Origin of the sequence: Desulfovibrio sp. DV (genome assembly GCF_001936595.1) — a bacterium.
In the GTDB taxonomy this organism is placed as follows: Bacteria; Desulfobacterota; Desulfovibrionia; order Desulfovibrionales; family Desulfovibrionaceae; genus Solidesulfovibrio.
This window is the reverse complement of the sequence record NZ_MLBG01000042.1, coordinates 1-23,142: the sequence shown is the minus strand read 5'-3', so window position 1 is coordinate 23,142 and position 23,142 is coordinate 1. Positions and strand designations below refer to the sequence as shown.

The following is a 23,142-nucleotide window of genomic DNA, read 5'->3' as shown; positions in this document are numbered from 1 at the left end:
CGGCAAGCTCGTTGGCGGGTTGGCCCGGCGGGCCACCTTCATCAAATCCCTTCGCGCAACGGAAGCCGGCCGCGAACGCACCCTGGTTCTTGGCGCTCCCTTTGAAATTCTCCCCGACGGACCGGACAGAAGGCCTGACGCACGCCGGCTGCCGGCCATCAGCCAGGCCCTGACGCTTACCGGCTATACGGCCGGGGCCCTGCTCCCGGACGAGGCCGCTTATCTCAAAAGCGCCCAGGCTCCGATTCCGGCCGGGTTCACCGTGGCCGACACCACGCCGCGGACCACGGTAGTCGAGGCGGCCGGCACGACCATCGGCATTGTCTTTTTCCCGCCGCCGCCGGATCTGACCAAACCGGCCCCGCCAGCCATCGGCGACGCCGTGGCCAAGGCGGCCAGGGAGCTTCGCACCAAGGCCAAGCTGGTCATCGGCCTCAGCGGCCTGGGCATGATGGACGAAGAGGCCTTCCTGACCGCCCACCCGGATGCCCTGGATGTGCTCCTTGGCAGCGGCATCAATGCCGGCAACGCCGGCAAGGCCGGTCCCGGGGGCAAGACCCTGTGGGCCAGGGCCTATACCCGGGGCAAGACCGTCAACCGCCTGGACCTGCTCGCCCTGCCCGGCGCAGCGGATTTCACCTGGACCCCGAACGGCACCTTCAAGGCCGAGGTCATCAATCTGGATGAGACCTTCCCGGCCGACCCGGACATCAAAAAGCTCTTCGAATAGCCCGGCACCGGGCCGTTGCGGCAGCCATCAAACACTGCCTGCTCACACGGTAAAGGCGGCCAAAGGGAAACACCCTTTGGCCGCCTCTTTCATTATGCTGCAATCCCAATAAACGTCGCTTCCCATCAAGTGTTCACTGCAGTAACATCGCCCAACTGATGAGATTTTTTTCTCGCTCCCATCCACTGTCTCGGTAAGGTCGCCCGCCCTCCACTCATTTGGTCCGGGTGCCTCAGGCCCCTGGCCACCGAAGCAACTGTGGTTGCTGAAAGGCTTTCGCGGTATTAGAACGAGATCTTGCCACTCTTTATCGACCTTCTTCGCTTTTGCGAAATTGGCCTGAGCAATCATCGTGTTCAGAAAGATTTCGGCACAACACTAGTCGTGCCGGATATCCAGTATGCGGCTATCGTGCCGACTGCGTAGCTGGCTGGCCCTTGGCCAAGGCCACGGCAGTTTCCTGAGTGGCCCCAAGCGTGGCCTGAACGTCAGGGCGCACGCCGACGCCCCCCCAGTTGCCATGTGTGATCGGATTTTCAGCCCTGCCGATTGGGATGACAACGAAGAGATCGGAACCGAGTTCATTCAGACCGCCCGGATTCGCTCCTCCGCGTGTGTTTTCGCCGACCACGGTTACGCGCTTGAGTACTTGTAGGTCATAGGCAAACTCCTCACCGGCCGAATAAGTCTTTGGGCCAACCAGCACATAGACGGGCTTGCCGAGATAGCGCACCGGCGTCGGCGAACTCCAAAACGACTCCGTTCTGAAAGTCGAAGTCCCACGATTGCGCCAGATGAGGTCGTTGATATGAACGCGCTTGCCCGGATCGAGGAAGAAACTGATAAGGTAGGCCACAGACGCCGGATGTCCGCCGCCATTGTCCCGCATATCGATGATGAGCGAGGCGGTGTCCGACAGATGGCGCATGGCGTCGTCGGCCGCCGGGTTAAAGACCTCGGGCGGAACGAACCGCGCCAAGTGGATGTATCCGATATTGCCGTCTAGCCGTTTCACCTCAAAGCCGGCATCCTGCGGCGCGGAAGGTGGAGACTGGTGACGAAACGGCGAACCAAAGATCACCTTCATATGGCTGTCCTTGGTGATCGCCTGGAGTTGCTCTGTCAGTTGCAGCGCAAACTGAACCGGGTCGGTTACGCCGGCATAGGCGTTCGCTCTCAATGCCTTCTCAAGCGCATCTGCCGCCTGCGCTCCCTTATCTGGGAATACATAACCTTCGAGCAACTCGGCGGTGATGCCGCCGATCACTTGCCTTACCGTTGTCTGGTCGAGGGGTACACTTTGCGCCGTATCGGGAACCACCTCAGTTCTTGCCGCGGATGAAACGGCTACCAACGCAGAGATTGTCGCGAAGCAGGCGGCTATGAATATGAACAGTGATCGACGGTGCGACATCTGGCTCTCACTTACGTTTTGAAAGCACTATAACGATTGTCAACGAAATTAACGGGAGTATCTTCCGTCTGAAAACAGAATGTCAGTGGAGTATGATCCCAAAAAACTCAAGGCAATTTCGACCTGTCGTCCCCTTGACCCCATCAAGTTATCCTCGATGGGGATACATGCAAGGCAGCGTCCCTCTCCTCACCTCACCCCAGGCCGGCGGCAGGCCAAGGACGCGGGCGTAGGTATCGGCCACGATGCGGGCGGTTTTTTCCCAGGAAAAGAGTTCGGCCCGGGTTAGCGCCCGTTGCCGCAGGCTTACCCGCAAGGCGTCGTTGCCGGCCAGCATCGTCATGGCCGCCGTCAAACCGGCAACGTCCAGGGGATCGACCAGAACGGCCGCATCCCCGGCCACTTCCGGCAGCGACGTGGTATCGGACGTGATGACGGCCGCACCGAGGCTCATGGCCTCCAGCACCGGCAACCCGAATCCTTCAAACAGCGACGGATAGAGAAAGGCGTGGCATGAGGCATAGAGCCAGGCCAGTTCGGCGTCGGTCACGTAGCCGGTGAAGACGAGATGCTCGGCAATGCCGAGTTCGGCCACGGTGCGGGCCACGTCGTCCATGAGCCAGCCTTTGCCGCCGGCCAGCACCAGCGGCATGGTCCCGCCGGTCTCGCGCCTCCAGGCGGCATAGGCGGCAAAGAGCCGCTCATGGTTCTTACGCGGTTCGATGGTGCCCACGCACAGCCAGAAGCCATCCGGTTGCAACTGCGCGGCCGCCTTGGGCCGTTCCTGGGGTCCGTCCGGTTTGAACCGGCTGGCCAGCGGTGCGACAACGATCCGCTCTTTCGGGTAGTGTGGGAATATCCGCAGGAAATGGTCACGGGAATACTGTGAAATCGAAAGCACCGTATCAGCCTGGGTGGCGGCCCGGAACAGGCCGTCGAAGCAGCCGGTACGGTTGCCTTCAGTGGTCCAGGCCGGCTCGACCAAAAACGACAGGTCATAGAGCGTGTAGACCAGCCGCGCCCGGGTGAGGCCGGTTGGACAGAAAAAATTGTTGGCATGGACAATATCGGGATGGCCCAGGCGGGCTTCAAAATCCTCGGGCGGCTGGCGGAAAAAGTGCTTTTGGTCCCAGAAACGGCGAAACCGTGGCCCCTGGTGAAAGCGGCTGCCGGCCGGATCCAGGCATTTCTCCGGATGGGGTTCACGGAAAAAATCCCCGAATGCCGGATAGAGCACGTACTGACTGGTCGTATCGACCTCGGCCAGGGCCGAGAGCAGGGCAGCCGCAAAAAAGCCGCAGCCGGCCTTGCCCGCTCCGGTCTGGGACACGTCAAAGCCGATCTTCATATTGCGCCGCTACCGGGCCGGATGACGCCGCGCGTGAGCCAGGAGGCCGTAGTGCGAAGGACGGTCGGCGACAGGGTGCGGTTCCAGCGCAGTGAGGCCATAACCGAGGCCAGGGCCACGGCCGGGGTAAAGAGCGCGCTTGCGTCGGCCACCTGCCATTTCTCCCGCACCAGGGCGTGGGCGTAGTTAAAAAGCCAGCGCTCGGGCACCCGGCCGAAGGTGAAAAGCATCATGTCGTTTATTTCGCCGTGTACGGTGAGCTTGGCCCCGGACGTCTTGGTCTGGGGATAAAACCGCGAGCCGGCCAGCTTTCGGGGCAGATAGGAAAACACCGCCCCGCCCTTGGCCAGACGCAGCCAGAATTCATAATCAAGGGTGTACTGCCAGCGCAGATCGAGGTTGCCGAAGCGTTCCACCACCCGTCGCCGGAAAAAGGCCGCCGGCTGGCAGATGATGCAGCGCTCCTTGAGCCGGGTGAGATCAAACGGTTCGGCCGGATAGGCCTCGATGAAGGCGTCGTTGACGTCGATATGGTCTGCGTCTCCATAAACAACATCAACTTCAGGATTTTTTTCGAAAACTTCAAGCACTGCCTGAAGTGCGCCAGGGGTGTAGACATCGTCGGAATTGAGCCAGGCGATGATCTCGCCCGTGGTCTCGGCTATGCCCTTGTTGACCGCGTCCGGCTGGCCCTTGTCCCGCTCGGAGCGGTAGCGCAGCCGGTCGCCGTAGCTTTCAAGGACCGACACGGTTGCATCAGTGCTGCCGCCGTCCATGACCACGTATTCCAGATCGGGCACGCCCTGGGACAGCACGCTGTCGATGGTGCGGCCGATAAAACGCCCCTGGTTATACGACGGGGTGACAGCAGATACCGTAAGTCTAGCCACGTATTGCCTCCGCATAGCGCAGATCGACGTCGCGTTCGCCATCGGTCAGACGCAGTTCCTCGCAGCGTACCGACAGCCGCCGCCGGTCGGCCGCCGGCCCCTGGCCGTTGCCGCGCCGCGCCCCGTCCAGAACAAACTCCACGCAGCCGCCGGTTGGCGGCAGATCCGGGTCCAGGCTGACGGAGCGGCCAGGGGCCAGGACCACCGGCTTGCCGACGGTCCGGCCGTTGACCAGGGTCGTCACCACCACCCGCCCGCTCGGAGCCTTTGCCGGCAGGAAAAACCGCGCCCGCAGCCACTGGCGGTGGGCCGCCGGACCGTAAGCCACAAAAAGCCGTCCGCCGCACCAGCCGTCGGCGAAAAGCCCGCGCACCGCCGTGCTCTGGGACACCGGCCGGGCCAGCACGTCCTCGAACACGGCCAGATACTGACGGGCCATGTCCTCAGGCCCGCCAATGGCGGCCAGACGCTCCCGGCCCCGGGCCACGAGCGTCTTGGCCAGCCCGGGTTCATCCAGGAGCCGGGCCATGGCTGCGGCCATGTCGTCCGGACGGCGGGGATCGAAATACAGCGCCGCGTCGCCGCCGACCTCGGGCAGGCTGGTGACGTCGGAACACAGGATCGGCGTGCCCACGGCCATGGCCTCGACCAGCGGCATCCCGAATCCCTCAAAAAGCGACGGGAAAATAAGCGCCCTGGCTCCGGTCAGAAGCGCCGAAAGTTCGGCATCAGGCACATAGCCGGCAAAGACCACCCGGTCGGCCAGCCCCAACCGGGCCGCAGCCTGCCCCAGTTCGTCCCGAAGCCCGGTATCCGACCCGGTCAGCACCAGCTTGCAGCCGCTCCCTGGCCGGGAGGCTGCGAACATGCCAAAGGCGGCCAGAAGCATCCGATGGTTTTTGTGCGGCCAGTAGTTGGCCGGAAACAGCAGATAGTCAGCCTCACCAAGGCCCAGGCGGGCGCGCATGGCGGACACCACCTCGGGGTCGGTACGGGCCAGCCGACGCGGCAGAGAGATGTGGACGGTGGCCGTGCGGCCCGGCGGCACCTGGCCCTGGGTGAGGACGCTTTGCCGGGTGAATTCCGAGATGCACACCAGCCGCTCGGCCACCCGGGCGGCGGTTAAAAACGTCCGCTCCCGGCCGGCTTCGTCATCGGGCGTGAAAAACTGGGGATAATAGGCATATTGCAGATCATAGACCACCGAGACGACCGGCACGTCCGGATGGTGGAAATACGGCATGGTAAACGGACAGAAAAGGAGATCGACCGGCTCGCCCTGCCAGTGGGACAACCCACGCAGCCGCCCCAGGCCCGAAGCCCGCGCCCGCGTGACATTGGGCGCATCAAGATGGGCCAGCTCGTCGTGGGCCGCGTCAGACGTCAGGCAGACAAAGCGCCAATCCGGCCGCATGGTGCGCAGGGCCTCGAGCAGCAGGATGGTCATGAGCTTGGCCCCGCCGTTGCCGCCGCCGGGAACCACCGGGGTCAGATCGACCAGCACCAATGCCGGCCCGGACTTGCCGCCGGCCGGGGCCACCCGACAGCCCCGCTCCTTGAGCACATATTTGACGGCCTTGTTCCACAACCAAGCCACCCGGCCGACCCGGGTGAGAATCTTGTTGGCCAACAGCGGCAACCGGCCTTCCGAAACCCAGCCCGAAGCCATCTCCCGGACCACGCCTTCCAGGCCGCCGATTACGGGCGCATCCTCGCCGGCGAGCCTTGCCGCCTGCTCTTCGGCCGCCTCGGCCCGGACAGCCAGATCAAGCATGGCCTGCACCATGCGCCCGTCTGGCGTGGCGCAAAGGGCCGCTTCCACCGCTGCCGCCTCGTGATCGGCAAGCAGGGCACGGCCGGCCACAAAAAGCATGTCATAGGGGAAAAGCGCCCGGCCAAACCGGCACTCGCCAAGGCCGGCCGCGGCAAAAAGCGCTCGCACCGCCTTTTCGCTGTACAGATAAAGATGCTCGGCCGGCAGCAACATGCGCAGGAAAGGATCAGCCTCGGTGGCCAGCCGTTCGTGCGTTGCCCCGGCCGGCAGACACGGCGTCTGCACCAGCACCACGCCGCCCGGAGCCAGCAACCGTCCCACCCGGCGCAAGAGCCCGACCGGATCAGGCAGATGCTCCAGCACGTCCATGAGCACCACAGCCGACAGGCTGCCCGGCGCGATGTCCTGTTCTTCCAGCGGCCCGGCCAGGACTTCAATGCCAAACGTCCGGGCAGCCAGGGCGGCCACCGAGGCGTCCAACTCAAGGCCCCTGGCCCGGAAACCGGCCCGGGCCAGCAGGGCCGTGAAGCCGCCATGGGCGCAGCCAAGCTCCAGCACGTCTCCCGGCGGCAGACAGGCCCTTAAAAAAAACTGCAGCCAGGCAACGCACCGCTCCGGCATGTCCTGACGCGCTCGGACCTCGATGGACGGTTGGCCCAGGTCGGCCTCCTGATGGCCGTACCAGTAGTCCCGGCCGTAGCCCTCGCCGTCCTCCTGCCGCGACACCAATGTGCCGCAGGCCGGACAGAGCATGTACGCCTCGCCAAACGGCTCCAGCCCGCCCGTCCCGCACCAACACTGTCGCATATGGAAGGCTCCTCGGGGAGAGGACTGGGGGGAGGAAACCCCTTTTTGAAAAAAGGGGTTTCCTCCCCCAGACCCCCACCTTCCCCAAAAACTTTTCATCGGGGGGGGTTAGGTGCTCTTGTACGAACACCGGGTGATGCTTGAAAGTGGAATGTTGGAAGGCATGCGGCGTTTGCATCAATGCCGACCGAATTGCCAGCCAGCCCCAAGAATCCCTTGAAAACCGTTTCCCATCAAGGGGGTCCGGGGGGATTATCCCCCCGGCCGCCGGAGCATTCTTCCTTCCCACCACCACTATACAGCCGAAGCGTCGCCTGTCCCGGCAGGTTGGCCACGCCGTGGTGGGTGAGCTGCACCGGCGTGGTGTCGCGGCTGCGGAAGGTCACCAGGAAATCGCCGGCCCGGGTCAGGATGGAGATGACGGTGGTGCGGCTTTCCAGTTCCTGGTGGGACAGGCTGGCCCGGCGGTCGAAGTCTTCGCGGCTTATGGCGGAAAACCCGAGATTGAAGGTGTATTCGCCGGGAGCCAATTCGAGTTTGACGTCAAAGCGCACCCGCAGGCTGCTGCCGGCCGGGGTCAGGGTCGGATGGTCGCTGTCAAATTGCAGGGTGTTTTTGCCGAACACGATGACACGCTTGTCGTTTATGAGCTCGACGCCGGCCACGGCCACTTCCATATCATGCTGCACGGCGTAGCGGCAAAAGATCGAGAGCGTCTCGCCCTGCTCGAAACTGCGGCAGGGCTGGCCCGAGGCGTCGCAGATGGCCACATGGGTGCAGCCGGCCCAGTCGTTTTCGGCGACGGCAACCTGGGTGAGATCGACAAAGGCTTCCGGGGCGGGCCAGGGATCATTGGCATCGGCTTCTGCCGGCAGATCGAGACCCTGCGCAGCCTCGCCCAGGTTGCCCGGGGCATAGCCGCCGTCGCCGACCATGTAGCGTTTGACCGCAGCCGCGGCATCGCCCAGATAGGTCACCCGGCCCCGCTCAAGCATGAGGCCCCGGTGGCAGAACTGGGCCACGTCGTTCATGGCATGGGAGACGAGCACCACCACCGTGCCGCGGGAAAGGAGCCCTTCCAGACGCTTATAGCACTTCTGGCGGAAAAAGACGTCGCCAACGGCCAGGGCCTCGTCGATGATGAGCACATCCGGTTCCAGGCTGGTGGTCACGGCAAAGGCCAGCCGCAGGAACATGCCGCTGGAGTAGGTCTTGACCGGCTGGTCGAAATGCGCGCCGATATCGGCAAAAGCGGCGATGTCGTCCAGGCGCTCGGCCACCGTGGTCCGGGGGATGCCGAGTACGGCGGCATTGACGAAGACGTTTTGCCGGCCGGTAAATTCCGGCTTGAAGCCCGAACCAAGCTCCAGAAGGGCCGTGGTGCGCTCGGGCAGCACCACTTCACCGGCAGTCGGCTCCAACACGCCGGCCAGGACTTGCAGCAGGGTCGATTTGCCGGCCCCGTTCTTGCCGATGATGCCAAAGGCCTCGCCCGGGCCGACCTCGAAGGACACGTCGCGAAGAGCCCAGTGTTCCCGGTAAAGCGGCTTGCCGCCCGGGAAAAGCATCTGGCGCAGCCGGTCCTGGGGCCGGGCGTACAATTCGTACATCTTGGACACGCCCCGGGCGGCGATGATCGGGGCATCAGACGGCATCGGCGAACAGCCTCTTGATATTGATGAAAAAGGTATACCCGGCCAGCATCACCCCGGCCGAAACCAGGGTCACGAGGCCAAGGGCCGACCAGTCGGGCATCTGGCCGTAGATGATGGTGCGGCGCAGGTGGTCAACCACCGGGTGCAGCGGATTAAGCGCCAAAAGGCTGCGGTACGGCTCGGGTACGGCCGAGAGCGGGTAGAGGATGGGCGTGGCGAAAAAAAGCAGTTGCACGGCCACACCCACAATGTTGCCGAGGTCTTTGAGGAAAACGCCGACCGGGGCGAGCAGCCAGCACATGCCAAGGGTCAACATGCCAAGGGGCAGATAGGCCAGCGGGGCAAAGAGCGCCGTGGCCGGCAGACGGCCCGTGGTCACAAGCACGCCAAGGGCCACCAGAACGAGGCTGACCAGGGATTCGAGCACCGCGGCCAGAATGACGCCAACGGGCAGGATTTCCAGGGGGAAAAGGACTTTCTTGATGAAATTGACGTTTTCCGAGAGCAGCCTTGGGGCGCGGTTGAGGCTGACGGCAAAGACCTCAAAGGCCGAAAGGCCGGCAAAGAGGATCAGCGCGTAGCCAGCCACCCCGCCGTCGCCGCCGCCGGCCCAGGATGGCTTGAAGACGACTGAAAAAACAAAGGTATAGACGGCCAGGGTAGCCAGCGGCGAGACCAGACTCCACAGCACGCCGAGCTGCGCCCCGTGGTAGCGGGAGGAAAACTCGATGCGGGCGAAGGTGGAGAGCACCTCCCGGCGCTGCCAGAAGGCGCGGACAAAGGCCACAGGGCTGACGCCCGCCAACAGACCGGACCATAACGATCCGGCCCGGGGCCGCCGCACGACCATGGCTTTGGGTGATATATGCATGGAGCCGGTTGCATATTCGATCGAATTGACGCATGTCAACGCATCCGCTCCAACCCCCCAACTTAGAAGCCGCTTCGGACGCCCCATGCGCATCACGCTCGACGCCAGTTCCCTGTCCTATCCCAAGCGCACCGGCATCGGCCGCTGCCTGGAATCCATCCTGCCCCATCTGGCGTCTTTGGCCGCCGGCCGTGACGAAATAACCCTGGTCTCCGGCCAGCCCATCGTCAACGCCACGGCCCTGCACCTTATGGCTGCCGGCAGTTTGCAGGCCGCCACGGTCAAGGCGCCCTCGCTCTATGCCTGGCAGCAGGCCGGCATGGCCTGGCAACTCCGCCAGATCGGCACCGACGTCCACTACGCCCCGGACGGGCTGCTGCCGCTGGGCTTCTCCGGCCGGTCGGTGGGGGTCATTAACGATATTTTATGGAAGCGCCTGCCAGGGACCCTGCCCTGGCACATCAGGCTCGTTTTCGCCCTGCGCCAGAAGGCCAGCCTGGCGCGCCTGACCATCCCGCTTTCGCTTTCAGCCTTTACCCGGCGCGAACTGTTGCGCCTCTACGGACCCATGGCCACCCGCACCCGGCCGACGGATCTTTGCGCCGTGGACCACCACCGGTTCCGCCCGGCAACGGCGAAGGACATCCCGGCCCTGGCCGATTTCCGCGCCCGGCACGGCCTGCCCGAAAAGTTCATCCTGTGCGTCGGCAATCTCATGCCGCACAAAAATCTCACGGTGGCCTTGCAGGCCATGGCCCGGCTGCCGGACGACATCGCGCCGGTCCTGGCCGTGGTCGGGTACGGCGACACGGAAACCCTGGCTGCAGCCACGCCGCCGGAGCTTGCTGCCGGGCGCGTACGCTGCCTGGGCTACCTGACCGACGAGGACGTGGCCCTGGCCTACCGGGCTGCATCGGTTTTCGTCTTCCCCTCGCGCTACGAAGGCTTCGGCCTGCCCCTGCTCGAGGCCATGGCCAGCGGCACGCCGGTGGCCTATGCCGACGCCGCCTCGCTGCCGGAAGCGGCCGGCGTGGCCGGACTGGCGTTTGCCCCGGACGACGCCGACGCCCTGGCCGGCTGCCTCACCCGGCTTTGCTGCGACGAGGCCCTGCGCTGCCGCCAGATCGCCCTGGGCCTGGACCGGGCCGCAGCCTTTTCCTGGGAGGCCTGCGCGGCAACCGTCTACGAGACGCTTATTGAGGCCTCGGGCCACAGCACCAAGCGGCCCATGGTCAGCATCATCACCCCGTCGTATAATCAGGCCGGCTATCTGCCCCAGACCCTGGAAAGCGTCGCCGCCCAAAAAGACGTCCGCGTCGAGCACATTGTCCTGGACGGCGGTTCCAGCGACGCCACCCCCGACATCCTGGGCCGTTGGAATGACCATCTCGCCTTTTGGCGCTCGGCCCCGGACGCCGGGCAGACCGCGGCCCTGGCCGAAGGCTTTGCCCTGGCCACGGGCGAAGTCATGGGCTGGCTCAATTCCGATGATTATCTGTGGAGCGACGACGTCCTGGCTGCCGTGGCCGAGGCCTTTGCCCGCCACCCCGACGCGGTCATGGTCACCGGCGATACGGTGTTGACCGACGCGGCCGGCCAGCCGGTCATGATCGACATGGTGCTGGCCCCTTCGGCCCGGCAGATGCGCCACACCATGGCCGTGGCCCAGCAGTCCACCTTTTTCCGCAAGGACGCCTATCTGGCTGCCGGCGGCATGGACACGGCCTTTTCCTACTGCATGGATTTCGATCTGTTCGAGCGCATAAGCCGCCAGGGCCGCATCGTGCGCATCCCCAAGGTGCTGGCTGCATTCAGGCTCCACGAATCAGCCAAGACCGCCACCTGGCAGGAAGTCTTTCGCCGCGATGTTTATACCTGCCAACACCGCCACGGCCGGGGCCTGCTCCATGAACTGGCCATCAAGCTCGTGACCATGGAGGTGCGCCTGGGCTCGGTCCTGGCCCAGCTCGGGGCCATCGCCAAGGGCCGGGCCCTGCCCAGCCAGGTCAACTGCCGCCTGGAACCTCTGCGCGCCTATGCCCGCAAGAAACACCATCTGGCCGGATAAGCCATGCGCATCGCCGTAAACGCCCGCACCCTGGCCTATCCGTCCGGCGGTCCGAAAGAATATCTGACAAGCCTCGTCAATGCCCTGCTTGCCCTGGATAGCGGCCACGAACTGGTGCTTTATTACCCCGACGCCAGCCACCTGGGCACGTTTCCCGGAGCCACGGAAGTGGTGCTGCCGGTGGCCAATCGTCTGGCCTTCGACTGGCTGGCCCTGCCGTTGGCCCTGCGCCGCCGGCCCTGCGACGTGGCCCTTTTTCCCTCGTCCAACATGCCGCCCGGCATCCCCTGCCCGGCCGTGGTCACCATGCTGGACCTCGGCTATTTCCACCCCACGCTTCGCATGTACCGCCCGGCCGACACCGCCTACATGCGCCCGGCCATCCGCTACAGCGCCCGGCGCGCCCGGCGGGTGCTGGCCATCTCCGACTACACCCGCCAGGATGTGCTGCGCCTGACCAAGGCCCGGCCCGAACATGTGCTCACCACCCATCTGGCCTGCGATCCTCTCTACAAAGCGCCGGTGGACGCCGCCGCCCTGGCTGCCTTTCGCCGCGCCCGGGGGCTTGAGCGCGAGTTCATTCTCTACAGCGGCAACATCTCGCCGCGAAAAAACCTGCCCACCCTGCTTGGCGCCTATGCCCGCATGGCCGATCTCGTGCCGTGCGATCTGGTCATGACCGGCGGCCTGGCCTGGAGCGAGGATTTCGACGTCCTGGTGCGCGAGGCCGGCCTGACCGACCGGGTGCGCCGGCTGGGCCATGTGCCCAGGCACGAAATGCCGCTTTTGTACCGCAGCGCCTGCGCCCTGGCCTTTCCCTCGCTGTTTGAGGGTTTTGGCCTGCCCATCCTGGAAGCCCAGGCCTGCGGCCTGCCTGTGGCCTGCGCCGATGCCACCGCCCTGCCGGAAGTGGCCGGGCAAGGAGCGCTGCTGGTCGATCCGACGTCCATCGACGCCTGGGCCGTGGCGCTGACCCGCATCGTCACCGATGGTGCACTGCGCCGGGCGCTTCGGGAGGCGGGCAAGTCCAACGAGGCCCGCTTCACCTGGGAGCGCACCGCCCGCCAGACACTCGACGCCCTGGTCGCTGCCGCCGGCTAGCATACTTTTTTTGCCCCGCTCCTTCGCGACAAGCGTTGCAGGCCATTTTAGTTTACGGTATGAACAGTATCGAAATAAGTCGCGTTTTCCAGGCCGCGGAGTCGGCCACAAACATAGCAACCTTCTCATAAAAAAGGGAGAAACAGCCATGAACAAGAAACGGATTGTCGTCATCGGCGGCACGGCTGCCGGTCCCAAGGCAGCGGCCCGGGCCAAACGTCTGGACCAATCGGCCGAGGTCACGCTGTTGCAAAAGGCCCCGGAGCTGTCCATGGCCTCCTGCGGCTATCCCTATTACGTGGCCGGCAGCGTCGGAGAGCGCGACATGCTCTTGGCCACCCCGGCCGGGGTTGTCCGCGATCCGGCCTTTTTCGCCGGAGCCAAGGGCGTGGCCGCCCTGGTCGGCACGGAAGTGACAGCCATTGACCGCACAGCCCGCACTGTGGCCTGGAAGCGCGTCGCCACCGGCGAGACCGGCCATCTGCCCTATGACAAGCTCATCCTGGCCACCGGTTCCACGCCCAAAGTGCCGCCCATCCCGGGCCGGGAGCTGGCCGGGGTGACCACCCTGGCGAGTCTGGCCGACGCTGACGGCCTGCGGGCCATTGCCGCGGCCTCCAAGGGCGGCCAGGCCGTGATTGTCGGCGGCGGGCTGATCGGCATGGAAACCTGCGAGGCGCTGGTTGCGGCCGGCATGGCTGTCACCGTGGTCGAGGCCCTGCCCCACATTCTGAGCTTTCTCGATCCCGAGCTGGCCCTGCTGGTGGAAAACCACGCCCGGGCCAAAGGCGCGACCATTGTCACGGGCGTTGGCATCAGCGAAATCCTCGGCCAGGACGGCAAGGTCTCGGGCGTGCGCTTGGCTGACGGCCGGGAACTGCCCTGCTCGCTGGTGGTCATGGCCATCGGCGTCGCGCCCAACGTGGCCCTGGCCAAGGCGGCCGGCCTGACCATCGGCGCAACCGGCGGCATTGCCACAAATGAGCATATGCGCACGTCCGACCCGGACATCTACGCCGCCGGCGACTGCGTGGAAGTCAAAAATCGCCTCACCGGCAAGCCCATGCTGGCTCCTTATGGCGATCTGGCCAATCTCGAAGGCCGGGTGGCCGGGGAGAACGCCGTGCTTGGCGACAAGGCGACCTTCCCCGGAACCATCGGCAGCGGCATCTGCAAGGTGTTTGATTTTGCCGCCGCCTCCACGGGACTTTCCGAGCGTCGGGCCAGGGAAGCGGGATTTGCCGTCGTCACGGCCATAAATGCCAGCCCGGATATCCCGGGCTTCATGGGGGCCAAGCCCATCGTTTCCAAGATCGTGGCCGAGGCCGGCACCGGGCGCATCCTCGGTTTTGCCTGCGTCGGGGCCGGCAACGTCAACCGGCAGGTGGCGGAAATGGCCATGGCCATTCTGGGCAACCTCACCGTTGACGACGTGGCCATGGCCGATCTGCCCTATGCCCCGCCCTATTCCCTGGCCATCGACCACGCCATCGCCACGGCCCACATCGTCCAGAACAAGATGCAGGGCCTCATGCAGGGCCAGTCAAGCGTTGCCGTCAAGGCCCGGCTCGACGCCGGCGAAACGCCGTTTTTACTCGACGTGCGCGGTCCCAAGGAATTTAAGGAAATGCGTCTGGGCCTGGGCGAGACTCTTGTGCCGCTTGGGCAGCTGCGCAAGCGCCTGGGCGAACTGCCGGCAGACAAGAACGCGCCCATTGTGGCCTACTGCAAGGTGTCCATGCGCGGCTACGAAGCGGAAAGCGTGCTGGAAGCGGCCGGCTACACCAACGTGACGGTCATGGAAGGGGGGCTTGTGGCCTGGCCCTTTGGCCTGGAGAAATAAGCCCGGCTGGCGCGGCTGCGGGGAGACGGCCGGGACAATCCCGGCCGTTTCGGCTACAGGACGAAAAACGCCTGGAGCCGCGCCATGAAAAGCTATCGCAAGGAACTGTGGTTCAATGTCCCGTCGCGTCGTGGGTTTGTAAACATCACCCGTGAGGTCCAGGACTGCATCGACGCCTCCGGCATCGCGGAAGGCCTGTGTCTGGTCAACGCCATGCACATCACCGCCTCAGTATTTATCAACGACGACGAATCCGGCCTGCACCACGACTACGAGGTCTGGCTGGAAAAGCTCGCTCCCCACGAGCCGGTGTCCGGCTATCGCCACAACGTCGGCGAGGACAATGCCGACGCCCACATGAAGCGCCAGATCATGGGCCGGGAGGTCGTGGTGGCCGTCACGGCCGGCCGGCTGGATTTCGGCACCTGGGAGCGCATCTTTTACGGCGAATTCGACGGTCGGCGCAAAAAGCGGGTGTTGGTCAAGATTATCGGCGAGTGATTGTCCGATATGGTCTGCCCGGCGACGGCCGGCAATGGCACTGCGCCGGCTTGTCCAATACGGCAACAGGCAGTATGGTCAGGAAACATCGTTACTCTCTGACCTGGGCTGCGGCAGCGCCGGCCCCTGCCTCGACCAAGACGCCGCACCGCCCGAAGGGACAGGCAAATGCCCTTTTCCGATATCCCCACGGAACGCTTGTTCCGCTTTCGCGAACTGCTCGGCCTCTCGGATCTGACGGAAAACCCGCTGGCCCGCTGGGGCGAGGTCCTGGGGGCGAGGCCTGACGACTTTGCCGACCGCATCCAGGGGTTCGTCAAGGAAGCGCCACAGTTGCGCATCATCCAGGACAATCTGCCGGACCCGGCCAAGTTGCGGCGCAACTGGGCCGAGTGGTTTACCGGGCTTTTCCGCCAGGGCCTTGGCGAGGAACTCCTCACCCGGCTGTGGCGCAGCGGTCAGGCCCATGTGGCCTACAACGTGGACCACCGGCTGATCAGCATGGCCTATGCCCTGGCCCGGGCCTACCTGCACGAAAGGGTCGCGGCCAGCCTGCCTGCGGCCGATGCGCCGGGAGTGCTGCGCTCCATTGACGCCTTGATCGATTTCAGCCTGCTGGTGGAGACCGATGCCTATGTGACCTTCGCCACCCGGTGCGAACTGGATGTCATCCAGGGTATCGCCCATCAGGTGCGAAACCCCATCGCGGTCATCGGCGGCCAAGCCAGACGGCTTATCCGTCTGCACAGCCAGGACGCCGACGTGGCCGAAGCCGCGCAAATCGTGCTGGAGGAAGCCGGCCGGCTGGACGCCCTGGCCCGCTCCGTGACCCGCTACATGGACGTGACCGACCGCGAGCCGGTGGCCGAGGCCACGGTGCTGACGCCGCTGCTGCACACGGTCCTGGCCCGGATTGCCAGCCTTCCCGACCGGCCCAAGGCCGTCCTTAACGTGGACATCGCGCCCGAGGCCGACCGGCTGGCCGTGGCCCCGGCCGACCTCGATGCCCTGCTCGCCGCCCTTCTCGACAACGCGGTGCGCTACGCCGCGCCCGGCGACCCGCGCGTGACCGTGCGCTGCCAGCCAAGCGAAGGTCGCCCGGGGTTTGCCAAACTGACCATCGACAACACCGGCCAGACCCTCAGCGCCGAAGAACTGACCCGGATTTTCAGCCCCTTTCACTCCACCGATCCCATGGCCACGGGCATGGGGCTGGCCATGGCCAAGGCCATCACCCGCAAGTATTCCGGCGGCATCGCCATGGGACTGCTGTCCGGCGGGACGCGATGCGTCGTGACCCTGCCCCAGGCCCCGGCCGCTGCGGTCTAAGGCCGATCACCGGGCTTGATTGTCTTCGCCGGCTTTGCCCTCGCCCTGGGCAAAGCGGCGTTTTGCCCGGGACGCTTGAGCTTATTTGGCGCTGGCGTAGAGCGTCTTGATCGACTCCCCGAGCTTCTGGGCCAGGGGCGAAGCAGCCATGCGATCCATCACCACCTCGATATAGGCCCCGGTGCCGCAGGTCTCGGCCCTGGCCAGGGCCTGCTCCAGTTCGGCGTTGGTGCTCACCTTGGCGCAGTACCAATCGGTCAGGCCAAAGGCCGCCGGCAATTGGGCATAGTTCCAGGGTGCCAGATCGTTGTAACTGCTCAGGGGATTTTTGCACAACAGCCGCTCGATCAGATAGCCGTCGTTGTTGAGGCAAAAGACGATGGGTTTGAGTCCATGCATCCCGAACTGGCCAAGTTCCTGGACCGTCATCTGGTGCGAGCCTTCGCCGGTAAAAAGGAGCGTGCGGCGCTCGGGCGCGGCCAGGGCGGCCCCGAACGAGGCCGGCGTGGCCCAGCCAATGGCTCCCCACAGGGTCTGATTAAAAAATTCCGCCCCCTCGGGCATGAGCGCAAACCCCAGTCCCATGGATACCGTGCCGGTCTCGGCCATGACCACGTCGCCCGGGCGCAGAAACTGCTCCCAGCGCGGATAGAGATAGTCCGGGGTGATGGGATCCTCCGGTGCGCCCTTGGGCTGGCCCAGGCCCCTGGCCCGGGGACCGGAGGCCGGCTTGTGGGGCAACACCCGGGCCAGCCCGGCCAGGACGTCGCGCATCTCCACATGGGCAAAAACCGCGTGGCCCACCCGCACCTCGTGCTGCATGACTGCGACCATGCGGCTGGGGTCGATATGGGCGGTAAAGGCCCCGGTGTTGAAATCGCTCCACTGCGCCCCCAGGTTCAGGACGCAGTCGCAGCCTTCCACGAAATCGCGCACCTCCGGGTTCATGATACGGCCGTCGTAGAGCCCGATGTAGCTTGGATGCGTCTCATCCAGGGCGGTCTTGTCCATGAACATGGTGGCATAGGGCAGGCCGGTGCGGGTGAGCAGTTCATGGGCTTCGCCGCGAAGGCCGAGCCGGGCAATGAGATAGCCGGCCAGGACCACGGTCGAGCCGGCAGCGGTGATTTTTTCGACAATGGCCTCTATGGCTGCGGCCAGGACCGGCGGATTGCTGACCGGAGCCTCAGGGGCGCAGACATACTGTCCGGGCAGGGGCTTGTCGGCCTGATCCTGGGGCAGGGCCATGTAGACCGGCCGGTTGCGGGCAATGGCCGCCTCGATGCAGCGCTCGATCTGGCAGGCGGCGTTCTCGGCGGTCAGGATGGCGCTGGCGCACACCACCGGCTTGGTCATGGTGGAAAAGGCGTCAAACAGGCCGTCTCCCAGGGTGTGGTGGACGATACGCCGGGATTGCTGGGTGGAAATGGACGGCATCCCGACCAGATGAAAGACAGGCAAATGCTCGGTATAGGAGCCGGCCACGCCGCACAGGGCCGACAGTTCGCCCACACCGTAGGTGGTGCAAAGGGCGGCACGCCCCTTGATGCGGGCATAGCCGTCGGCGGCATAGGCGGCATTGAGCTCATTGGTGCAGCCGATCCAGCGCATGTCGGGATCGTTGTCGATGGCGTCGTTTAAGGCGAAGGCGAAATCGCCGGGCACGCCGAACACGTCGGTGATGCCGATTTCCTTGAGGCGGGCGATGAGCAGTTCGATTACGGTTTGTTGCATGGGGGAGCCTCCGAAGCGGTGTCTCTGGCGTTTGGGGCAACGAACAGGGAAAAATCAGGCCGACGGGGCTTTGCGCCGGGCGGCCACGGCCCGCAGCACGGCATCGCGCAGGGCGGCGACGTCCACGGGTTTGGACAGGTAATCATCCATGCCGCTGTCGAGATAGCGTTCGCGGTCGCCATCCATGGCATGGGCGGTCAGGGCAATGACCGGGATGGTGGCGTCGACGCCGGGATGCGCGCCCTGGCGGATGCGTCGGGTGGCCTCGTCGCCGCTGACCCGGGGCATCTGAATGTCCATAAGCACCACATCGAAAGACTTGCCGGCCAGGGTCTCAAGCACCCGATCCCCATCCTCCACCGCCTCCACGGCAAAGCCCATTTTTTTGAGCATAATGACCGTGGCCATGCGATTGACCGCGTCGTCTTCGACCACAAGCACCCTGGTCCCCGGAGGACCGGGATGTTCGAGGGGCGGGGCGGGCGGTTGCAGCGTTGCCGGCTCGGACAGGCGGCAGGGGATGGCAATATCGAACCGGGTTCCGACACCCTGGCGGCTTTCCACGGCCATATGGCCCCCGAGCAGGGAGGTGAGGCGCTTGACGATGCCAAGGCCCAGGCCCGTGCCACCATACTTGCGGGTCAGCGACCCATCGACCTGGGTAAATGGCTCGAAAATGGCGTCGAGCTGGCTATCGGGCATCCCGATGCCGGTGTCGGCCACGCTGCACAACACAGTGATGGTCTCGCCCAGGCGGGAGGCCACGGAAACGGAAACCGAGACCGACCCGGCCTGGGTGAATTTAACGGCATTGCCCACCACGTTAAACAGGATCTGGCGCAGCCGGGCGGCATCGACCAACAGGCGCTGCGGCACGTCGGCCGCCACCTCGACCCTGGCGGCGACGCCCTTGTTGCGGCATTCTATGGCCAAGACCTCGAGCACATCGGCGACAATGGCCCGGACATCCGTGCGGTCGTCTTTTAACGCCAAGGTCCCGGCGTCAAGGAGACTGAAGTCGAGGATATCGGCCAGCACCCGCACCAGCCCCCGGCCGCAACTCAGGGCCGTGGCCACATAGTGGGCCTCTTCATCGGTTAACGAAGCTGTTTCCAGAAGTTGGAGCATGCCGAGGACACCGTTTAACGGCGTGCGGACCTCGTGGCTGATATTGGCCAGGAATTCGCTTTTGGCCCGACTGGCTGCCTCGGCTTCGGCTTTGGCCTGACGCAGGTGCTCCTCGGTCCGTTTCTGGTCGCTGATATCAAAGTATACCCCGTCAAACAGCACGAAACCGCCCTCAGCCGGACGCGGCGCGGCGCGAAACTGCCCCCATCGCTCGGAGCCGTCGCGGGAAATGACGCGGGCCTGGATGTCAAGCTCCGTCCCGCCGGCCAGGGCCTCGCTCTCGGCCTGGCGCAACCGCTCCCGATCTTCAAAATTGATAAGATCAAACACGGCATTGGCATCCAAAAGCGCCTTGGCTACCGGCAACCCCAAAATATGTTCCAGGCCCTGGCTGATGTAGAGAAACCTGCGGCTGCCGTCGGCAGCAATTTCCATGGTGTAGATGACCCCGTTCGGCAGATTGTCGCCCAGACTTCGCAGCATGGCTTCCCGCTCGCGCAGGGCGAATTCATCTTTTTTGAGTTCGGTGACATCTCGAAAAATATCCAGGCGCACCTGCGTTTCACCAAGGCTGAACAGCCCCGATCGGACAGAGACGTCGCGCGCTTCACCGGATTTGACAACAAGACGGGTTTCCCGAACAGCGGTCGGACTGTCGGTCGGTCCTTTGGGGCCGCACTGGACCACGGTATCGCCAAACAGGCCGAATCCGTCCGGCAGTCCAAGCAGGGACGAGGTCTTGCCGACAAGTTCGGAGGGCTCGTAGCCCCACTCTGCTACGACGGCCCGGTTGCAGTCGAGGATGCGCCCCGTGCCCTGTTCCACCACCAGGATGACATCGCGGACCTGATCGAACAGGGACCGGTATTTCTCCTCGCTGGCCACCATGGCCTGCTCGGCCTTGCGTCGCCGCGCCGCGGCCAGGGCGAGGCTCACGGCCAGAAAGGCCAGAAACGACAGCCAGGCAAAAAAGAGCACGTTATTGAGCCGGTCCTGGCGTTTGGCCGCAGCGCCAATACGATGCTGTACCTCGTCGTCCAGGGTATCGGCCAGCTTCTCCAATGCGGCAAAGGCAACCTGGCGTTCCACGCCATAGCGTTTGAGGCTGGCCGCATCGGCCGACACCCCTTGCCTGGCCATATCCCGGAATTGCCCTATGCCTCTGGCATACTGCGCAAGGGTGGCCAGGAACGCGGAACTGGCAGCGCTGTCGTGGGGCTGGTGCTCGGCGATACCCATGGCCTGAGCGATGTCGTCGCAACCGCTTATGGCCTGCTCGAAAAAGGCATCCACATCCGGCAGGCGGACGAGCTGCTCCCCGGCCATATGGCGCTCAACAGCCAGATAGCCCTTGACGGTATCGGCCCGCACCAGCCGCAACTTGTCCAGGACCGGCGGATAGGCCTCGAAACTCTCCCGCCAGGAGGTGTTGGTCCACCACAGCAGAACACCGGTCAGGAGCGCGGCCGAGGCCATGGCGTAGAGGTGCAGATCGATCCAGCCGCGTGTCCGGGACCGTCTCGCGTTGCAGCTTGACGGGATGTTCATCGGACGCGGCTCCACTCGGGCAGGGTGTCCGGGCCAAAACCCAGCGGTGTGGCGCGGGCCAGATGTTCAGGGCTGCCGATGTATTCCCGAAGGATGGCATCGACAGCTGCAGCCAGTTTGCCGTCACTTTGGCGCACGGCATAGGCGCTTTGGCCCCTGGGAATGGCTGCGGGCTGATGCAAGGGGACGGCCGGCTCTGCTTCACCGGCCGACTCGCCGGCCAGCCAATGCACCGTCGGCCCGGACAGGGCCAGACAATCGGCCCGACCAACCCGCACGGCGGCCAGGCCGCTGGCCGGGTCCGGGACGACAAACAGGCGTTCGGGCGTCAAACCAAGGCTCACGAGCGCCTGCTGCTCCACTGATCCATCCAGGACGGCGGCCACCACATCGGAAGCCGCAGCCACGTCTTCATAGGAGTGCAATTGGCGAGGATTGCCCGAGCGCACGAGCAATCCCTGGCCCACGGCGCAGTAGGGCAGTGAAAAAAGGATCCTGGCCGCCCGACCGGGCGTTATAAACAGTCCGTTGGCCAGCAGGTCGATCTGGCCGGCTTCCAGGGCGCTTATGGCCTTGCCGAAATCAAGCAGCACCCAGCGGATGCGCTCCACACCCATTCTGCCGAGCACAGCCTTGGCGATCTCCGGCCCCACGCCCGTGACATTGCCTTCGGGCGTGCGAAAGGAATACGGCGGTTCGCTGGAATAGCCGACCCGGATCTCCCCGCCGGACCAGACCGAGGGGACAGGCGTATTGGGGGAACGGATATAGAGCAGCGAGCAAACCATGCCCATTGCCAAAACGGCCGTAACGCCGAGATACCCCCAGATTCTTCCCATATTCCCGGTCGCCGGTGCGGTTGGCGGTTGGCAAACCTTGTCGGCCGGCTTGAGAGGCGCGACAAGCGGCAAACCAAATTCGACCCTTATCGTTCATACACGCGGCCAACCGATTAGGCAACGCTGCAGGGCCTTGCCGGCGACTGCTGCACCGTGGACAGACAGAGAAAAATATGTTGGCATAAACACAAGACTGGCCAGAACACCGGCCCCAGGAGGACGCCATGCCCATCGATCTCAAATGCTACGCCACCCTGGCCCCGCTGACTCCCGGCAATGCCGGCGAGTTTCCCATTCTTGAAGGGGAAACCATCCTCGACCTGGCCACGCGCCTGGCCATTCCCCACGAGGAGATCAAGATCGTGTTCGTCAACGGCGTGACCGTCGATCTGGACCGCGTCCTTCACGACGGCGACCGGGTGGGCATCTTCCCGCCCGTGGGCGGCGGCTGAGCCACCGCCCAGGGACGCGCTCAGTAGCGAGGTTGCTCGCCCAGCCATAGCACATAGGCATCCAGGCCGGAGGCGGCCATGCGCTGGTTGTTGGCCCGCCAGCGCTCGGCCAGTCCCGGCGGCAGGCCCGGGTCGCAGGCGGCAAAATTCGGGCATTCAAAGCAAAAAGCCACTCCCCGCGCCACCACGCAATCCTTGACCCGGCACTCGGCCAACAGGCATTTCCCGGTCCGGCAGCCCGAACAGCCGCCCTGCCCCAGTCTGGCCAGGACACGTTCAAAGTCCGGATAGGCGGCAAAGGCCGGATCGAGCTGGGCGAAAAACGCGGCCCGCCGGCCAAAACCGCCAAGCTCCCGAGCCAGTTCCCGGGCATGGCGGCCGATGGGGCTGGCCGGATTGTCCAGACAGCGGCCACAGTCCAGGCCGCAGGGAGCAATGCGCTGCAACTGCTCTTCATTGGTCATGTCGATACTCCTTCTGGCGATTGGCTGCCCCGGCCGCCATTTTGTCGGCAACGAGGGAATGAAAAGGTCGGATGGCCAAGAATTAAAGACCGGACCGATCCCGTTGCGAATGCGCCTCACTGCCGCCAAGCCCTGCCAGCGCCCAATGCGACTTGTCCATGAATCCTCCCGACGGCCTCACCCCCAGACCACCAGACAAAGCACAAAGGCGACAGCGGCAATTACCGGCACAGTCAGACGCTGCTGTCGCCCGAAAAGCCGGCCAAACCCCAGACAAGCCGCCGCAGGCACCAGGAAGCACACGACAAATTTGGCAACAATCGGCAGTTCCGTTCCAACCAGGGCGTATTGCAAGACGATGACCGGCGGAAAATGCAGAAGGTAAAGGTCAAAGGAGGCCACGTCCAGTCCGGGCCGCTGCCACAGCGACTGCTTCCCGGTCCGGGCCAGGGCCACAGCCAGCAGGCCCATGACGGCCAGGGCGAATCCCGTGCGGGCCAGACCATGGAACACGAGCAGCCAGCCGGCCTGCGCACCGCCCGCCATGGCCACCACCCGACTGGCCACCATGGCAACGAACAGGACCACCATCCAAAGGCCCCAGGCCCGGAGGCGACCAGGCACGGCATGGTCCACGAGCCAGCCG

At 64.7% G+C, this 23,142-nt stretch carries 17 protein-coding genes and 1 pseudogene; 7 read left to right on the top strand and 11 right to left on the bottom strand.

The annotated features are described in order from the left end of the window. The first annotated feature begins 19 nt into the window (after window positions 1-19). Window positions 20-730 (top strand): hypothetical protein, encoded by a 711-nt coding sequence (locus tag DVDV_RS11000; protein WP_075354714.1) that lies wholly within the window; start codon window positions 20-22, stop codon window positions 728-730. 406 nt (window positions 731-1,136) lie between these two features. Here the strand turns inward: DVDV_RS11000 and DVDV_RS10995 are convergent, their stop codons facing one another. From DVDV_RS10995 to DVDV_RS10970, 6 genes are all read right to left on the bottom strand, one after another. Further along, a complete protein-coding gene (locus DVDV_RS10995) occupies window positions 1,137-2,144 on the bottom strand; it encodes a S41 family peptidase (protein WP_075354713.1) in 1,008 nt (335 codons plus the stop codon). A 148-nt stretch (window positions 2,145-2,292) separates the two neighbouring features. After that, a complete protein-coding gene (locus DVDV_RS10990; protein ID WP_075354712.1) occupies window positions 2,293-3,492 on the bottom strand; it encodes a glycosyltransferase family 1 protein in 1,200 nt (399 codons plus the stop codon). Then, complete coding sequence (locus DVDV_RS10985) at window positions 3,489-4,382, bottom strand: glycosyltransferase family 2 protein (protein WP_075354711.1); 894 nt, start codon at window positions 4,380-4,382, stop codon at window positions 3,489-3,491. Before DVDV_RS10985 ends, DVDV_RS10990 begins: the two co-directional genes overlap by 4 nt. Then, window positions 4,375-6,963: a glycosyltransferase gene (locus tag DVDV_RS10980; RefSeq protein WP_075354710.1), complete on the bottom strand. Its 2,589-nt coding sequence runs from the start codon at window positions 6,961-6,963 to the stop codon at window positions 4,375-4,377. The genes DVDV_RS10985 and DVDV_RS10980 overlap by 8 nt, the downstream gene beginning before the upstream one ends. Window positions 6,964-7,196: 233 nt before the next feature. Further along, a complete protein-coding gene (locus tag DVDV_RS10975) occupies window positions 7,197-8,618 on the bottom strand; it encodes an ABC transporter ATP-binding protein (protein ID WP_075354709.1) in 1,422 nt (473 codons plus the stop codon). Then, window positions 8,608-9,489, bottom strand: a complete 882-nt coding sequence (locus tag DVDV_RS10970) for an ABC transporter permease (protein WP_254845348.1) — start codon at window positions 9,487-9,489, stop codon at window positions 8,608-8,610. Before DVDV_RS10970 ends, DVDV_RS10975 begins: the two co-directional genes overlap by 11 nt. Window positions 9,490-9,574: 85 nt before the next feature. On the opposite strand from DVDV_RS10970, the gene DVDV_RS10965 reads away from it, so the two are divergent. The 5 genes from DVDV_RS10965 to DVDV_RS10945 all read left to right on the top strand — a co-directional run bounded on the left by DVDV_RS10965 (window position 9,575) and on the right by DVDV_RS10945 (window position 16,331). After that, window positions 9,575-11,557, top strand: coding sequence for a glycosyltransferase (locus DVDV_RS10965; RefSeq protein ID WP_075354708.1), 1,983 nt, complete (start codon window positions 9,575-9,577; stop codon window positions 11,555-11,557). A 3-nt stretch (window positions 11,558-11,560) separates the two neighbouring features. Further along, entirely contained in the window at window positions 11,561-12,658 is a 1,098-nt protein-coding gene (locus DVDV_RS10960) for a glycosyltransferase family 1 protein (RefSeq protein ID WP_075354707.1), read from the top strand. Between the two features lie 148 nt (window positions 12,659-12,806). After that, on the top strand, window positions 12,807-14,501 hold the full coding sequence (locus DVDV_RS10955; protein WP_075354706.1) for an FAD-dependent oxidoreductase: 1,695 nt from the start codon (window positions 12,807-12,809) through the stop codon (window positions 14,499-14,501). An 84-nt stretch (window positions 14,502-14,585) separates the two neighbouring features. After that, entirely contained in the window at window positions 14,586-15,002 is a 417-nt protein-coding gene (locus DVDV_RS10950; protein WP_075354705.1) for a secondary thiamine-phosphate synthase enzyme YjbQ, read from the top strand. Between the two features lie 168 nt (window positions 15,003-15,170). Next, entirely contained in the window at window positions 15,171-16,331 is a 1,161-nt protein-coding gene (locus tag DVDV_RS10945; protein WP_075354704.1) for a HAMP domain-containing sensor histidine kinase, read from the top strand. A gap of 81 nt (window positions 16,332-16,412) precedes the next feature. Here the strand turns inward: DVDV_RS10945 and DVDV_RS10940 are convergent, their stop codons facing one another. Genes DVDV_RS10940 through DVDV_RS10930 form a run of 3 tightly spaced genes read right to left on the bottom strand, consistent with a single transcriptional unit; the run spans window position 16,413 to window position 21,580 of the window. Next, window positions 16,413-18,065, bottom strand: coding sequence for an alpha-keto acid decarboxylase family protein (locus DVDV_RS10940; RefSeq protein ID WP_075354703.1), 1,653 nt, complete (start codon window positions 18,063-18,065; stop codon window positions 16,413-16,415). 54 nt (window positions 18,066-18,119) lie between these two features. Further along, complete coding sequence (locus tag DVDV_RS10935; protein ID WP_075354702.1) at window positions 18,120-20,741, bottom strand: PAS domain-containing hybrid sensor histidine kinase/response regulator; 2,622 nt, start codon at window positions 20,739-20,741, stop codon at window positions 18,120-18,122. Further along, window positions 20,738-21,580 carry a transporter substrate-binding domain-containing protein gene (locus tag DVDV_RS10930; protein ID WP_075354701.1) on the bottom strand — a complete coding sequence of 281 codons (843 nt, stop codon included), beginning with the start codon at window positions 21,578-21,580 and terminating at the stop codon, window positions 20,738-20,740. Before DVDV_RS10930 ends, DVDV_RS10935 begins: the two co-directional genes overlap by 4 nt. Window positions 21,581-21,804: 224 nt before the next feature. Between DVDV_RS10930 and DVDV_RS10925 the strand changes: the two genes are divergently transcribed. Then, on the top strand, window positions 21,805-22,032 hold the full coding sequence (locus DVDV_RS10925; protein ID WP_075354700.1) for a MoaD/ThiS family protein: 228 nt from the start codon (window positions 21,805-21,807) through the stop codon (window positions 22,030-22,032). 20 nt (window positions 22,033-22,052) lie between these two features. On the opposite strand, the gene DVDV_RS10920 is transcribed toward DVDV_RS10925, so the two are convergent. Both DVDV_RS10920 and DVDV_RS10915 read right to left on the bottom strand, forming a co-directional pair. After that, window positions 22,053-22,496: a DUF3795 domain-containing protein gene (locus tag DVDV_RS10920; protein WP_075354699.1), complete on the bottom strand. Its 444-nt coding sequence runs from the start codon at window positions 22,494-22,496 to the stop codon at window positions 22,053-22,055. 177 nt (window positions 22,497-22,673) lie between these two features. After that, window positions 22,674-23,142, bottom strand: a pseudogene (locus DVDV_RS10915) (acyltransferase); the annotation flags it as partial.